At 41.7% G+C, this 15,025-nt stretch carries 12 protein-coding genes; 3 read left to right on the top strand and 9 right to left on the bottom strand.

Features of this window, described 5'->3' with window-relative positions; genetic code table 11:
* Positions 1–81 precede the first annotated feature (81 nt).
* Complete coding sequence (locus AC13FX_RS10405; RefSeq protein ID WP_482880516.1) at positions 82–837, top strand: class I SAM-dependent methyltransferase; 756 nt, start codon at positions 82–84, stop codon at positions 835–837.
* A gap of 97 nt (positions 838–934) precedes the next feature.
* Here the strand turns inward: AC13FX_RS10405 and AC13FX_RS10400 are convergent, their stop codons facing one another.
* Entirely contained in the window at positions 935–2,089 is a 1,155-nt protein-coding gene (locus AC13FX_RS10400) for a serine hydrolase domain-containing protein (protein ID WP_482880515.1), read from the bottom strand.
* Positions 2,090–2,106: 17 nt separating this feature from the next.
* Complete coding sequence (leuS, locus tag AC13FX_RS10395) at positions 2,107–4,638, bottom strand: leucine--tRNA ligase (RefSeq protein WP_482880513.1); 2,532 nt, start codon at positions 4,636–4,638, stop codon at positions 2,107–2,109.
* Positions 4,639–5,134: 496 nt separating this feature from the next.
* Here leuS and AC13FX_RS10390 point away from each other — a divergent pair, with 496 nt between their 5' ends.
* The gene (locus AC13FX_RS10390) at positions 5,135–6,073 is read left to right on the top strand and encodes a PEGA domain-containing protein (protein ID WP_482880512.1); all 939 of its coding nucleotides are present in this window, start codon (positions 5,135–5,137) and stop codon (positions 6,071–6,073) included.
* Between the two features lie 162 nt (positions 6,074–6,235).
* Positions 6,236–7,117, top strand: a complete 882-nt coding sequence (locus tag AC13FX_RS10385) for a hypothetical protein (protein ID WP_482880510.1) — start codon at positions 6,236–6,238, stop codon at positions 7,115–7,117.
* A gap of 14 nt (positions 7,118–7,131) precedes the next feature.
* Here the strand turns inward: AC13FX_RS10385 and AC13FX_RS10380 are convergent, their stop codons facing one another.
* From AC13FX_RS10380 to gatB, 7 genes are all read right to left on the bottom strand, one after another.
* Positions 7,132–8,196 (bottom strand): acyl-CoA reductase, encoded by a 1,065-nt coding sequence (locus AC13FX_RS10380; protein WP_482880508.1) that lies wholly within the window; start codon positions 8,194–8,196, stop codon positions 7,132–7,134.
* Positions 8,193–9,191, bottom strand: coding sequence for a LuxE/PaaK family acyltransferase (locus tag AC13FX_RS10375; RefSeq protein ID WP_482880507.1), 999 nt, complete (start codon positions 9,189–9,191; stop codon positions 8,193–8,195). Before AC13FX_RS10375 ends, AC13FX_RS10380 begins: the two co-directional genes overlap by 4 nt.
* Positions 9,188–9,934: an NHL repeat-containing protein gene (locus AC13FX_RS10370; RefSeq protein WP_482880506.1), complete on the bottom strand. Its 747-nt coding sequence runs from the start codon at positions 9,932–9,934 to the stop codon at positions 9,188–9,190. Before AC13FX_RS10370 ends, AC13FX_RS10375 begins: the two co-directional genes overlap by 4 nt.
* Before the next feature lie 177 nt (positions 9,935–10,111).
* Positions 10,112–11,389: a phosphoribosylamine--glycine ligase gene (gene purD / locus AC13FX_RS10365; RefSeq protein WP_482880505.1), complete on the bottom strand. Its 1,278-nt coding sequence runs from the start codon at positions 11,387–11,389 to the stop codon at positions 10,112–10,114.
* A 3-nt stretch (positions 11,390–11,392) separates the two neighbouring features.
* Positions 11,393–12,160: a triose-phosphate isomerase gene (gene tpiA, locus AC13FX_RS10360; protein ID WP_482880504.1), complete on the bottom strand. Its 768-nt coding sequence runs from the start codon at positions 12,158–12,160 to the stop codon at positions 11,393–11,395.
* 19 nt (positions 12,161–12,179) lie between these two features.
* Complete coding sequence (locus tag AC13FX_RS10355; protein ID WP_482880503.1) at positions 12,180–13,544, bottom strand: TlpA family protein disulfide reductase; 1,365 nt, start codon at positions 13,542–13,544, stop codon at positions 12,180–12,182.
* A 21-nt stretch (positions 13,545–13,565) separates the two neighbouring features.
* A complete protein-coding gene (gatB, locus tag AC13FX_RS10350; RefSeq protein ID WP_482880502.1) occupies positions 13,566–15,014 on the bottom strand; it encodes an Asp-tRNA(Asn)/Glu-tRNA(Gln) amidotransferase subunit GatB in 1,449 nt (482 codons plus the stop codon).
* Between the last annotated feature and the right edge of the window lie 11 nt (positions 15,015–15,025).

Below are 15,025 nucleotides of genomic sequence, written 5' to 3'. Positions count from 1 at the left end.
TCTAAATTTTAAAGCCTGTTCGAAATTTTCGGACAGGCTTTTTTATTATATATCACCATAACCTGAATCACGCCTAATTGTATGACCGAAGAAGAGCTTGAACTACTGATAGACTTCCATAAAGGCGCTGAACGGCAAGGGCCGGGAAGTTCCAATGAGACCATGAAAGCTCTAAGCTTTATACCCTTAATGAATGATAATACACTCCAAATAGCTGATATCGGTTGTGGTACAGGAGCTCAAACTCTTACTCTGGCTCAAAACCTGAATGGAAATTTAATTGCGGTAGATCTGTTTCCTGATTTCCTTGAAAAACTGGAAAGCCATTCAAAAGAACTTGGGGTAGATCATAAAATTAAAACCCTTAAAGCTGACATGAAGAAACTGCCCTTTCAGGAAGGAGAATTTGATGTGATATGGGCAGAGGGTTCTATTTATTTAATGGGATTTGAGAATGGCATAAAACAGTGGAAAAAATTTCTGAAACCCGGTGGTTATCTGGCGGTAAGCGAAATTACCTGGATCACTGACATCCGACCTGAAGAAATTGAAAAGCACTGGAGTAACGAATATCCTGAGATTGACACAGCTTCCTCTAAGATCAATTTGCTTGAAGAAAACGGCTACTCTCCTGTTGGATATTTCGCATTGCCGGAGTCATGCTGGCTTGACAACTACTATGATCCAATGGAATCAAGATTTGATTCATTTCTGGAAAGACATAGCCATTCTGAATCAGCCAGGGGTCTTGTTGAACTTGAAAAAGCAGAGATCGAAATGTACAAGAAATACAAAAATTACATCAGCTACGGATTCTACATAGCAAAAAAAGTATAACTCTTTTACTAAAACTCGTTTAAAACTGATGGTTTGTAATGCATACCTGAACCTCCGGCTCCCTTTGACAAAATTTTATTTAAAAAGGAACTGAGGATTATGAGTCTGAATTGCTATCCCGTTCCATAGGTGAGAGACCATCAGCCAATCTAAGTAGATCAAAACTCAACCTATCGATCAGGGAAGCTTTGGAATGTCCTGCTGAAATATTGGACAGAACTATTACTGCTGTTCCATTAACTGGATTTAAAGCCATTGAAGAACGATATCCTCCGGTTCCACCATTATGCCAGAAAATATCACTGCCATCTTCCCTTCTGATAACAAACCATCCGAGTGCAATTTTCTGATCTTCACTAATGGTATAGGTCGGTTCCTTCTGATAATTATAGACTTCACTCGTTGAATCGATTTGAGCCTTTGCGTACTTGACAAGGTCTTCAGTCGATGAATAGATACCACCTGCTGCAACGAGTGACCCCAGGTCCCAATTTGTAGCCTCATCACCCCTGCGATCAACCCCTTTTACTAAATTGTTAGAAATATTTTGCCTTTCGGTGGTGGAATTAGACATATTCAGTGGCATAAATATATGTTCACTGAGTAGTTCCTCGTAAGTTTGGCCCGTAGCCCGTTCCAACACATAACCTAAAAAACCTGCCCCCAGGTTCGAGTAAGAATGGTCTGATCCGGATGTGTACTCCAGCTCAACTTCCTTAGACAGATAGGTCTTAAGCTTATCTTCATCAAAATTCTTGTAGGGATTATCTGCACTGAAAATAGCATTCCAGATAAATCCGCCCGGAACTCTGGGCAAACCAGACGTGTGATTTGCTAACTGCTTATAAGTGAAATTGATGTCATCCTTCAGTTCAAAATCAAGAACCGAACTTACAGATCCATCCGGATCCAAACCATTTAACACGACTTCATGGGCGAGAACTGATGATGTAAAAACTTTAGTAATTGAACCGATCTCAAAAATACTTCCTTTATTTTCTATCGTAATGAGACTATCACTTGATCTCTTTGCACCATAATAATGGGTGCCTGAACTATCGATGATAGCCAAAGAAAACTGTGTTTCATTTGGATAATATGAAAGCACATCAAAGATGAGTTCCGTTTCCTGAACCGCATAGTAAGAAGTGGTATCCAGTTCGTTTATAGCACTCTGTGGATCACTTACACTTTCACAGCTCAGGAAAAAAAGAGCCAGTAAGACCAGACTCTGTGTTTTGAATCTCATCATCCCACCTTTGTGAGTTATTATTTGACCACCAGATTCACGATACGTCCCGGTACAAAGATCTCCTTCACCAGGTTCCCATCTTCAAGGTATTTGGCTACATTCTCCTCATCTTTGGCAAGTCCAAGTACGTAATCTTTATCTTTTGCTTTATCGGCATCTACCTCAATATCTGCCCGGACCTTCCCATTCACCTGTACCGGATAGGTTACGGTATCATCCTTAAGGTATTCTTCATTGAATTCCGGCCATTCTGAATAAGCAATGGTTTCCTCCTCCCCCAACATGGTCCAAAGTTCTTCGGTTATATGAGGTGCAAACGGATTCAGGATCTGTATGAATTCTTTGGCTACGGATTCCGGAATTTCCTTCCAGTTATTGGCTTCATTTACAAAGATCATCAAGGCCGAAATGGCTGTATTTAGCCGCAAGTTTTCTATATCCTCGCTTACTTTTTTGATGGCTTCATGAAGTGGTTTCAGGTGCTCTTTGGTCGCTTCCATTTCTTTTACCTTATCTGAGATCTCACCGGTTTCTTCATCTACCAGTAATCTCCACACCCGGTTCAGGAATCGGTTCACCCCTTCCACACCCTTGGTGCTCCATGGCTTCACCTGCTCCAGTGGTCCCATAAACATCTCGTAGAGACGCAATGAGTCGGCTCCATACTGTTCTATGATATGATCGGGATTGATGACGTTTCCACGACTCTTGGACATCTTATGAGCCCGTGCTTCCACCTTAGTGTCAGTGCCTTTCAGGACAAAGCCTTCTCCTTTTTTCTCGACCTGATCATCTGAAAGCTTTTCACCATCCGGACCGGTGAATTCCATTTCACCCAGAATCATCCCCTGATTCACCAGTTTTTGAAAGGGTTCCTTGGTTGAGACCACACCAATATCATACAACACCTTATGCCAGAATCGGGCGTACAATAGGTGAAGCACCGCATGCTCGGCTCCACCAACGTATAGGTCGACCGGCATCCAATATTTTTCATAGTCAGGATCCACAGGCCCCCCATCAAATTCCGGGCTGATGTAGCGCAGGTAATACCAGCAGGATCCCGCCCACTGTGGCATGGTATTGGTTTCGCGCTTAGCCGGCTTTCCGGTTTCGGGATCAGTAGTGTTGACCCAGTCTTTGGCATTTGCCAATGGTGGCTCCCCATCACCGGTCGGCTGATATTTATCCACTTCGGGAAGGGTGACGGGCAGCTCTGATTCCGGCAATGCCTTATGATCTCCATCCACATGAATGATCGGAAACGGCTCACCCCAATAACGCTGACGTGAGAACAGCCAGTCTCGCAGTTTATAATTCACGGATTTCTTACCCGCTCCCTTCTCTTCCAGCCAGGCGATGATCTTCTTCTTGGCGGCTTCTATCTCCAGTCCATTAAGAAAATCACTATTGATAGCCGGGCCTTCACCGGTATAAGCTTTTCCTTCAAAATCTTTAGGGGTCTCAACCGTACGAACGATCTCCAGATCAAATTTCTCAGCAAATTCCCAATCACGCTCATCCTGACCCGGTACCGCCATGATGGCTCCGGTTCCATAACTGGCTAACACATAATCCGCTATCCAGATCGGGATCTTTTTCCCATTGGCCGGATTGACCGCATAGGCTCCTGTAAAGGCTCCGGTCTTATCCTTATTTAATTCCTGTCGCTCCAGATCAGACTTCTTGGCAGCTTCTTCCTTATAATTCTCGATCGCTTCTTTCTGCTCTTCCGTGGTGATCTTATCTACCAGATGGTGTTCCGGGGCCAATACCATATAAGTGGCTCCGAAGATGGTATCCGGGCGGGTTGTGAAGACACGGAGTTCTTCGTTATATCCATCCACTTCAAAATCTACCTCTGCACCTATGGATTTCCCGATCCAGTTACGCTGCATGTCTTTCAGGGATTCCGACCAGTCCAGGTCTTCCAACCCTTCCAGAAGTTCTTCGGCATACTTAGTGATCTTCAGCACCCATTGTCGCATTGGCTTTCGAACTACGGGGTGACCGCCGACCTCACTTTTTCCATCAATGACTTCCTCATTCGCCAAAACGGTTCCCAGCTCGGGACACCAGTTCACAGCTACCTCATCTTCATAAGCCAGCCCCTTTTTGTAAAGCTGAAGAAAGATCCATTGCGTCCATTTGTAGTAATCCGGATCAGTGGTATTCACCTCACGATCCCAGTCATAACTGAAGCCGATCGCCTGAAGCTGCTCGCGGAATTTATTGATATTCTTTTCAGTGGTGATCCGGGGATGGGTACCGGTTTTAACCGCATACTGTTCGGCCGGCAACCCAAAGGCATCCCATCCGATCGGGTGCAATACGTTGAACCCATTCATCCGCTTGTAGCGAGAGATGATATCCGTTGCTGTGTAACCTTCCGGGTGCCCAACATGCAATCCTGCCCCACTGGGATACGGAAACATATCTAATACATAATACTTTGGCTTGGTAGTATCAGTTGGGGTTTTGAAGGTCTTTTTCTCGAGCCAGTACTTTTGCCATTTGGACTCGATCTTTTCCGGCTTGTAGGAATGCATTGATGAATATTTGAAAGTTTCTTCTATTGCGAACCCCAAAGATAAGCCATTATTGAAACCATTGAAATGGTTTTTCCGGATGATTTAATTACAATAGTCCTGACTGAAACATTTTGGCATTTTAAAAAATACTTTAACCTATCTGACAACATTGTGAAATCAGAGTGACTAAAACGAATAACATTAAACCATAACCCACGGATTTATCCGTGGGAACAGTATCTAAAAAGGCTCATTTAACGGGTTTCATTGCATCCTTGCATCATACTATTTATACCTATTTTTTTACGATATATTATTTGATATCATCTAGTTTTAGGTTATTAATTTTGATTTAAGATTATACCTTTAACCTGATGCTATTAAATTTTCAGTTTATAGTTTGGCTTGAATTTACTATTCTACTCGAAACATAAGCATCTATTTTTTAAGAATGATTTTTTCATTTCGGGTATATCTTCTCACATTCTTACCATTACTTATTTTCCAAATCTTTATGGCAGAAAACGTCATTGCACAAGAGCAAGACTCATCTAGTTCCTGGTTAAAAGTAATCGCAGATCTTGAACAGTATTATGTGGTTCTGGATAAAGATTTTAAAAATCCTCATCTAATAAATAGAGGTGATAGTATACAAGTAGATTCAGGAATGCATCATGTATCTGTAGTTTGGGAAACAATAAATGATCAAAATTTTACATTCAATGCTAAAGTTGGCGAAACAACGGTAAGGCGAATCTTCAATGCATTTCCAAAGCAACCAAAGAGTTCCTACCAAACCATTGTCAATCAAACTAACTTGTTTATTTCAACTGATGAGAAATCCATTATATACATTGATGGAAGACGTGTTGGGCAACACACTACCAGTGCATTACTGATACCCGGAACTCATCAGTTACGCATAGAGCATCCTGAATATGGCTCTTTGAATAAAAAGATAACAGTGAATAGCTTTAATGTTACTCAGATAAATCGTTATAACGAAAACCCTCATAAAAATAAACATTTCCAACGCCTTATTCCTGGTGTGGGCTACCTTTTAAATGGTCAATACATTCATGCATCTCTGACCTATACCACACTGATTGGTGCTACTTCTGCACTTCTTCTATCAAATAAAAATTATAACAACAAACAGGACTTATTTGATGAATTTAATTCGAAATACCTTGCAGCAAGTTCACTCTCTGAAGCTTTGAATTATAAACAAGAGGCTTTGTCCACTTTAGATGATATGGATAGATTAAATAAAAAAATTACAGCCTATTCCTTAGGAATTGCTAGTATATATATAATTTCTACAGTTCATAGTTTTTTAAAACCAAAAGACGGATATCCAGGTGATTCAAGAAATTTTCCAAAATTAAATTTAAGCTCTTTGTTAATTAATGATCACCCAACATTACATTTAACATACAGAATAGACTTTTAATGCACTTAAAACATATTCTAAAAATAATAATAGTTATTATCTGTGCAATTAGTTGCAAAGAGCTCCCCACTTTTAGTCCAGGAGGAAATGATCCTAACAGCCCTGATTATCGAGTACGTCCTGTTAAATCATTCCAAATAATAAGGTATACTGATTCAAGAAATGTCAAAACTTTTTTGGCAACCTGACCTCGGTTATCCTTTTGATGGAGCAATAATAGAAATGGGCACTGAAAAACAATTTCAAAGATATAAAGATGTTTCAAGATCACAAATGGAAAATTGGGGAGTTTTCTCACTTCATATTGACTACTTGCCATATTTAAATACTGAATTTAAAGTTCAAATGTATCATATTCTAGATGGAGATACTCTTTTCTCACAACCTGATTCTGTGAGTATAAATCAATTGCTTTTTGATTTTAATTTAGAGCATATATCTGGTGATGAATATAATCTTAGTTGGAAAAATAATTACATGAGAAGTGATTATGTAGAAATTGCAAAAAAATTAAATGATAATGAATATGAATATATAGGCGGCAATCATTTATCATTACATGAAGAACATGATAGAACTAACTCCATTCTATTATCAAATCTTGATACTAACGATATAAATAAACTTCACTTTAAGCTGTATAACGAATCAACTCCAAAAGTTGGAAAAAGTGAATACGTCCCTATTGATTTTTCAAAAAATGGGTGTATACAAACTATCAACAATAAAAAGTTCTTTGTTCCAGATGGGCTCACCTTTAAATTTGATAGAAATGCAAAAGAGGTCACTATTGATTGGACTGGTAATTGTTGGTATAGCACACTAAATGTCTATTGGGATCCTGCCGAACTTTCTTATTCATCTTTCATTCCTGAACGTGAACCATTTCTCCCAATGCAAAAAATTCACAGTACCAGTAAAAATTCAGGAGAAATAGTGTTTGAATACAACCATAAGGATGATTTTCGGTTATGGTTAACTGCAGTAGTTGATGGTGTAGAAACTGAATTAACCTTACCATCTCAAAAAATTCGGTCTTGGTAGATTAGTAAAATCTGTTATTTATTTATCATCATTAATTTAAGAATCACATCCACCCCATCCGGTTTCCAATATAGTGGTGGGCTTTGAGCCATCCCTAATGGCTCCGTATCCAATCCCTGAATATCTTCCCCACATGTGTATACCGTCTGTACCATTTGACCAAACGAGATTCTCAGGTCTCTAACTGTATCCTTACCCCCATTCACCCAATTGACCGTAAAGTCTGTGTCCGGAAGTTCTTCCGTTTCCTGTATCAGGAAATCATTCAGCCAAAGCTGATCTCGCTGTATGCCCTCGTTATAGGCAAACTGATACTTGAGATCGCCTGCAGGTTTTTGGAGTTGTGGATTTTGATTCCAAAAGGATCTTATCGCCTGCTTCAGTTCCTCTCTTACCTCATTCAAACCAAAGGGAGCTACGATCACCGCCACCGAGCGACATCCTTTTCCTCCATACCTTAGCATGGCCTCAGTCAGGTCTTGCCTGACGTCCACATTCCATTCACTCAGATAAGCCATTGAGAACTTGGCCGTCCGGATGATATAATTTGAATCAGGTTTTGCGGCTTTAAGTCTTTGGATCTCAGCCTTTACATCCGAAACCGATTCTTCAGAACCAGCAAATATGACCTTGTCTGCTCTCAGGTCCTCAAAACTATTCAGATCCGTTGAATAGCTGATCTTCTGATCAGGATCAGAACGTTGAATTTCCTCCAAAAAAGACGATAGCAAATAAGGATCTTTGCGGGATATTTTTCCATAATAATCAGCTCCTGAGAGGATCACTCCCAACGCTGTTTGAAATCCTACGAGGGGTAAATTACCGGCATGCAGGCTGAGTACCTTTTTACCTTTTGCATTCTGCTGATCACTTAAACCGGCTCTTTTTACCCATTCCTGAATATCTCCGTTTTCTATATTTCCTTGCAGTACGGCCAGCTGGTGTCTTATATCCTGTATACTGAATAAATCTTCAGAAACGGTTTTACTGACCACATCCTGCAGATCTAAGTTTTCAGGATCGAGCCATTTTTTTGTGGCCCCTATCATATGGTCGATATGTTTTTTTATCCAACTCAATCCTTTTCGATCAAAAAGTTACAACCTCGTAAATTCTGTGGGTTCCACCGTCCCAACACCTGAAATGCTCCGTCTTCCTTTTGAATGCCTTTATCCCCGGTCAAAATAAAGGAGCAGGAATACAGATTCGCCAAATCGATCACTCCGATCAGTCCCTCTTCACCCAATGGTACTTCCTTCAAAAGAGCTTTAGGATCGCGGATACTAACCTTCATCCATGGCACACTTTTAAACCATAGACTGCCTTGAGCATAAGCCTGTGAGAGTAACTCTGTCATGCCATACTCGGAATGGATCTGAGATTCAGAAAGTCCAAACCCCTCAGCTAATTGCTTGTGTAATTGCTCCTTGGTGATCTCCCGCCGGTGGGTTTTCATCCCGCCCGTCTCAAGGATCACACTATCCTCCGGTAACTGAATGAGGTATTTCTCAAGCATATCCAGCAGACCGAAAGCGGCTCCGAAGAGCATCAATTTCTTTCCGGATCTTTGGACCTCCCGGAGTTCTGATTCATTCAGTGGTTCTCCCAATTCCAGAAACTTACTCAAACCGGATTCATCCCTATTGATCAAAGTATTTAGCATCCAGATCAAAGAGGAATTGGGGTTAGAGTTATACCCCGGTGTGTATGCCCAGATCACATACTCCTCCAGATCATAGAATTGCTGCATTCCTTGAATGATGGATCGCTGATACAGCTCCGGATCCTGAATGTAATGCCGGCTTCTTACCATTCCCGTCGTTCCACTACTTTGGAAAAATTTTAAATTTTGAATTTTAAATTTTGAATGATCTAAAGCAGTGACGACATCCGCATCCTTGAAGGCTTGTATCGGTAGCAATGGGATGTCACTTGCAAAAGCAGGTTCTTTGATACCCAAAGCATTAAAGAAGCGTTTATAAACCGGGTTATTTGTTCTCTGATATTTAAAAACCCGTAAGGCTTTTTGTTCAAAGCTTGATTGTTCATCAAATATGTGATCAGGGGTGATCATCTTGATCCACTTTCGATCTTATATAAGTCGCTCCTCGTCAAAATAAAAATTGAGCCGGATTGAACATGCATATCTATTGGTCGCACTATTTTTCCAAAATCGAATTCTTGTAATTCAGCGTTTTCATGTTCTAATAAAACTCGATCTTCAAATGCCTGCCACAAGCCTTTTTCATTAACATAAAATGCTTCAATACCCTTGATCGGATAGAATCCGGAATAACCACCGTTGGGCGAAAGCCTGTGAACAGTATCAGATGCCCTCTCCAAAATAAGGATCTCTGTTGATGTAACCTGAAGATCATCCACCGTTCTGATATCAGAACTGATGCGAAGTTCATCTTCATAATTGTAATCCATATCATAACGGCGGATCAACCTGGATTCTTTGTCCCAGAAATAAATTTCACCTAAACTGCTCACTGATATCTGATCAGGCTGATACCTCCGCGAATTCACAAATGTAGCATGTTCACTAATACTGCTGAGAAATTGTCCGCGCCGGTCAAACACCTGGATCCTGCGGTTATTTTGATCTGTGATGAAGATCTTGAGTCCGTTGGTGGCATCCACATCCACAGGTTTACTGAATTCATAGTCTCCGCTTCCCCTTCCACCAATCGTATCCAGTACTTTACCTGTATGATCCAATTTCAACAATCGATCTTTGCCTTGCTCAACGATGTAGATAGCATTTTGGGTTACGGATAGGGAGGCAGCATTATCCAGATCAGAATAGATCATTTGGAATGACTGAGCGAAGGCATAATTTGTGCTCAGTAATAATGCTAAAATGAATATCGAATATCGAACAGGGAATACTGAATTTCGAAATGGTTTTATAACATCTGAATATCTATCGAATACCTTTTTAAAAAGTGTAGCTTCAGTGTTCGTTATTCGATATTCAGTATTCAATATTCAGTACTTCAACCCTTTGGCACCTATATCGGAGCGATAGTACGCTTTATCAAAGTGCACTTTTTTGACCTCTTCGTAAGTATTTTTAATAGCTGTTTCGAGATCAGCACCCGAACCAACGATGTTCAATACTCGTCCCCCGTTGGTGTAGAGCTTGCCACCCTCTTCTTTGGTTCCGGCATGAAAGACGATGGCATTTTCCACCTCATCCAATCCGGTAATTTCTTTGCCTTTTTCATAGGATTCAGGATATCCCCCTGAGGCAAGCACCACACAACATCTCACCTCATCATCAAATTGAATATCTGTTTCACCCAGCTTTTCTTGGGTAGTTGCTATGATAATATCCAGCAAGTCAGATCGCATTCTGGGAAGAATAACCTGGCATTCAGGATCCCCAAAACGGCAATTGTATTCCACTACTTTTGGCCCTTCCTGCGTGATCATCAAACCACAATAAAGAATACCTGAATAAGGATTACCTTCCTCTTTCATTCCGGCTATGGTAGGCTCGATGATCTCATTCTCAACGCGTTTCAGAATCTCTTCGGTAACCACAGGTGCCGGAGAATAGGCTCCCATGCCACCTGTATTCAGGCCGGTATCACCTTCACCAATTCGCTTATGATCCTGGGCATTTCCAATCACCTTCCATGATGTGCCGTCAGAAATGGCGAATACGGAAGCCTCCTCACCCACCATGAATTCCTCGATCACCAACCGACTGGCTGCCTTTTTGAGTGAATCACTGCTTTTGAGTTCTTCCAGTACCTCAAGGGCTTCTTCTTCCGTTTCAGGAATAAAAACACCTTTCCCACCTGCAAGACCGTCTGCTTTTAGAACCACAGGATATTTTCCCTGTTCTTTGATGTATTCAGCAGCCTTGTCAAAATTTTCCTGATCGAATACACGATAACCGGCCGTCGGGATATTGTGCCGCTCCATGAATTCCTTGGCAAATTCCTTACTTCCCTCAAGCATAGCAGCCTGAAGTTTGGGACCAAAAACCGCATGACCTTTAGCTTCCAGAAAATTAGCCATTCCATCCACCAGGGGTTGCTCTGGACCAACGACCGTAATATCGATCTCATTATTCTGAATGAATGTCCATACTGCAGCCTGATCGGATACATCAAGGGTCACATTTTCACCGGTTTGAGCAGTACCCGGATTCCCGGGAGCAATGAATAATTTATTTAATTGGGGAGATTCAGAAATGGCATAGGCCAGCGCATGTTCGCGCCCACCGCTGCCGATCAGAAGTACGTTATATTTCATGGCTCAGGCCAGGTCTTCAGCTATGGTTATGATCTCAGAGAAACTGTCGGCATCCAGGGAAGCACCACCGATAAGTCCTCCATCAACATCCTGCAGGCTTAACAACTCATTGGCATTACCGGGTTTCATACTTCCACCGTAAAGAATGTTGATCTGCTCTGCTGTATCTTTATCATAAAGTTCTGCGAGGACCGTACGTATATGCTCGTGCATTTCCTGTGCCTGTTCCGGAGTGGCAGTCTCACCGGTTCCAATGGCCCAGATAGGTTCATAAGCGATCACAACATCCAGTACATCCTTTTCTGATACATTGTGTAGAGCTGCAACCACCTGATTCTTAACAAGTCCAAAGTGCTCGTCAGATTTTCGCTGATCCAGGCTTTCACCTACACAAACAATGGGAGCTAATTTGTGCTCAATGGCTTTGTGAACTCGTTTATTGACCGTGGCATCTGTTTCTCCGAAATATTGGCGTCGCTCAGAATGACCAATGATCACATAATTGCATCCACTTTCGGCCAGCATACTGCCACTGATCTCTCCGGTGTAAGCTCCGTTTTCCTCAAAGTGCAGGTTCTGCGCTCCCACCTGAATATCAGTATCGTATAAGTACTTCACTGCCATTCCAATGGAAACGAAGGGAGGACAAACCAACACATCCACATTTTCATCGATCTCTGATTTCTTTTCTTTCAGACCTTCCAACAATTCAGCGGCATCGTATGGTCCGCAATTCATCTTCCAGTTACCGGCAATAAGTAGTCTTCGCATGATGTGAGTGTTTTAAAAATTAACTAGGTGAGTTAGATTCACTGAATGCACGATTCAAGCCCTGTATGACATCAGAAAATTCGTTTCTCTCATATTTCCGGATCACTACCCCATTCTCATCAATTAGAATTCGGGTTGGAACCTGAACCACATTAAATTTCTGAATAACATTCTGAACATCAAAAGACCCAAGTTTTGCGACCGGCCAAGCTTTACGTCGTTCTTCAAAAAAAGCATTGACCGTCACTTCACTTTGATCCAGGGGTATGGTATATATTTGCAGTCCGTAATTCTTGTAGATCTCACTGATGACCATCGTCCGGTCATAGTCATTCTGATATTCAAAATTTGCAAGTGGCGAGATCTCAATAATATAGGTACTTCCTTTCAGTCGCTGATTGTTTACTGTATCACCTTCCATGGTAATAAAGGAAAAATCTGGAGCCGTTACGCCAGGAGCAAGATAATTAAGGTCATATCTGATGCGCCGGATCCATTTCTTTGAAGATGGGCTGTTGGAGTAATCCTGTTCGTAACCATCCAACAGATCTTTTGCTTCTCCGATCCGCGAACTGTCAAAGTACATCTGAATTTTATCTCTCTTTATGAATTCAGTCACTTCTTCATTCTCTGAGATCTGAATAAGTGAATCCAGATAACCGGATGCAGCATCAAATCCCTCATTTTGTGCGATATATGGTTTCCCCAGTTTCAGGGCAACAGAAAACATATAATCAGCGGGTAAAGCCTCATCGATCCGAGCCAGCATTGCTTCAGGATCCCAATTGCTCAATAATTCAGCAGATTGTTCGGCAGCCAGATAAGACGCCATTGTATTTTCATGACCCTCAAAAACCTGCCAGTATAATTCTGACCACTTCCTGGTCTCATCAACGATCTGAGAATCAGGAACAGCCCCACCGAGTATAAAGGCACTCACTCGCTGAAAATTCCGGTCTACCCGGTTCAGTGTATTCATAGCTTCATGCTCTCTTGAATCCAGAGTTAACGTTTCCCGGATATCAGGAAGCTGAGCATTGATCCTGAGCGAATCATTTTCCGCAAGGATCACGTTAAAAGAAGCAATATCGGCATCATTTCGGCTGATAATAAGTGGATAATAGTTTTTACCCGGAAAAGTAGCTACTCCTTCAAACTTACCGGATCCATCTGTGATAGCACGAAACAAAGTATCGATGGGGGCATTGGATGAATCCCTCTTTACGATGGTCACACCGATGCCTGAGAAATCTCCGCTGCTGTCAATAGTATCTGCAACCGTGATAGACCCTGTTACCACAGTTTTTTGATTTTCAGATGTGTTAGAACACGCAACAGTGAGTAGCAATACAGTAGATGCAGCTAATAGCGTAATTTTTTTCATAAGAGTAGAGAGACTGGGTTATCAGTCGTTTAGCTTTTTATTGATTAGATCTTTAACCAGTTTCGGATTTGCTTTACCCTGAGAGGCTTTCATAGCCTGACCAATAAAAAATCCGATAAGTTGTTTTTTTCCTTCCTTAAAGCGCTGTACTTCATCCGGGTTGTTTTCAATGATCTCATCTACGATAGGCTCAAGAAATCCTGAATCAGAAACCTGTATGAGGTTCATCTCTTTTGCAAGCACTTCCGGATCAATGTCTTTGCTTAACATTTCATTGAAGATATCCTGCATAGCTGATGAGTTTATCTTATCGTCTTCTTTAAGCATCACCAGTTTTGATATCCTTTCTGCTGAGATGGGAAATTCCCTGATATCAATACTTCTTTCGTTCAATACCCTAAGTACTTCACTGAGAACAATATTTGATGCTGATTTTGGATTACCCAAAAATTCCACAACGTCTTCATAATAATCAGCCAGATACCTGCTGTCAGTAATAGTAACAGCATCATCCATGCTCATTTCGTAGTCTTCAATAAACCGCTTACGACGAACATCCGCAAGTTCCGGCAGATCCTCTCTAATCTCATCGAGCATTTGTTCTGTGACTCGTATGGGAGGAAGGTCCGGTTCAGGAAAATAACGATAATCATGTGCCTCTTCTTTGGAACGCATGGGACGACTCTGCATTTTTGAGGTATCCCAAAGCCGTGTCTGCTGAACCACTTCTCCTCCATCCTCTATCAGCTCGATCTGTCGGTAGATCTCATATTGGATGGCACGCTCCACATTACGGAACGAGTTCATATTCTTGAGTTCAGTTCGTGTCCCAAACTCTTTTTGTCCCCTGGGACGCACAGACACATTAGCGTCGCAACGAAGGCTACCCTCTTCCATATTTCCATCACAGATCTCCAGATACTGGACGATCTGTTTGATCTTGGACAAATATGCATAGGCTTCCTGCGGAGTACGCAGATCCGGTTCTGAAACGATCTCGATCAGTGGTGTGCCGGCACGGTTCAGGTCAACCAGGGTATTATATGGATCCTGATCATGAATTGATTTCCCGGCATCCTCTTCCATATGGATACGGGTAATACCAATACGTTTGTCATATTCTTCTAACTGGATATCAACAAAACCACCAAAGCAGATCGGTGTATCAAACTGGGAAATCTGATATCCCTTGGGAAGATCGGGGTAGAAATAATTTTTCCTGGCAAAGATGGACTTTTCAGCTACATCACAGTTGGTGGCAAGCCCCATCTTTATGATATAGCGCACCAGGTTTTCATTTACCACCGGGAGTGTACCCGGGTGCCCAAGGCACAAAGGGGTAACCTGCGTATTTGGCGCTGCGCCATATTCCGGTTTAACCGGTGCAAAGGCCTTACTTTCGGTAAGTAACTGTGCATGAACTTCAAGGCCGATCACAGCCTCGTATTTCTCGTGATCAATCGTGCTCATTCAGATCTGTT

The sequence above is a fragment of the Gracilimonas sp. B-17 genome, from assembly GCF_056857935.1.
The sequence above is the reverse complement of the archived record's forward strand: the minus strand, read 5'-3'. Positions and strand labels throughout refer to the sequence as shown.

Excerpts from the sequence above, each read along its gene's own strand:
- AC13FX_RS10405 (WP_482880516.1), top strand. The coding sequence starts at position 82 with ATGACCGAAGAAGAGCTTGAACTACTGATAGACTTCCATAAAGGCGCT.
- AC13FX_RS10385 (WP_482880510.1), top strand. The coding sequence starts at position 6,236 with ATGTCAAAACTTTTTTGGCAACCTGACCTCGGTTATCCTTTTGATGGA.
- AC13FX_RS10370 (WP_482880506.1), bottom strand. The coding sequence starts at position 9,934 with ATGATCTATTCTGATCTGGATAATGCTGCCTCCCTATCCGTAACCCAA.
- leuS (WP_482880513.1), bottom strand. The coding sequence starts at position 4,638 with ATGCATTCCTACAAGCCGGAAAAGATCGAGTCCAAATGGCAAAAGTAC.
- AC13FX_RS10375 (WP_482880507.1), bottom strand. The coding sequence starts at position 9,191 with ATGATCACCCCTGATCACATATTTGATGAACAATCAAGCTTTGAACAA.
- AC13FX_RS10355 (WP_482880503.1), bottom strand. The coding sequence starts at position 13,544 with ATGAAAAAAATTACGCTATTAGCTGCATCTACTGTATTGCTACTCACT.
- purD (WP_482880505.1), bottom strand. The coding sequence starts at position 11,389 with ATGAAATATAACGTACTTCTGATCGGCAGCGGTGGGCGCGAACATGCG.
- gatB (WP_482880502.1), bottom strand. The coding sequence starts at position 15,014 with ATGAGCACGATTGATCACGAGAAATACGAGGCTGTGATCGGCCTTGAA.
- AC13FX_RS10390 (WP_482880512.1), top strand. The coding sequence starts at position 5,135 with ATGGCAGAAAACGTCATTGCACAAGAGCAAGACTCATCTAGTTCCTGG.
- tpiA (WP_482880504.1), bottom strand. The coding sequence starts at position 12,160 with ATGCGAAGACTACTTATTGCCGGTAACTGGAAGATGAATTGCGGACCA.
- AC13FX_RS10400 (WP_482880515.1), bottom strand. The coding sequence starts at position 2,089 with ATGATGAGATTCAAAACACAGAGTCTGGTCTTACTGGCTCTTTTTTTC.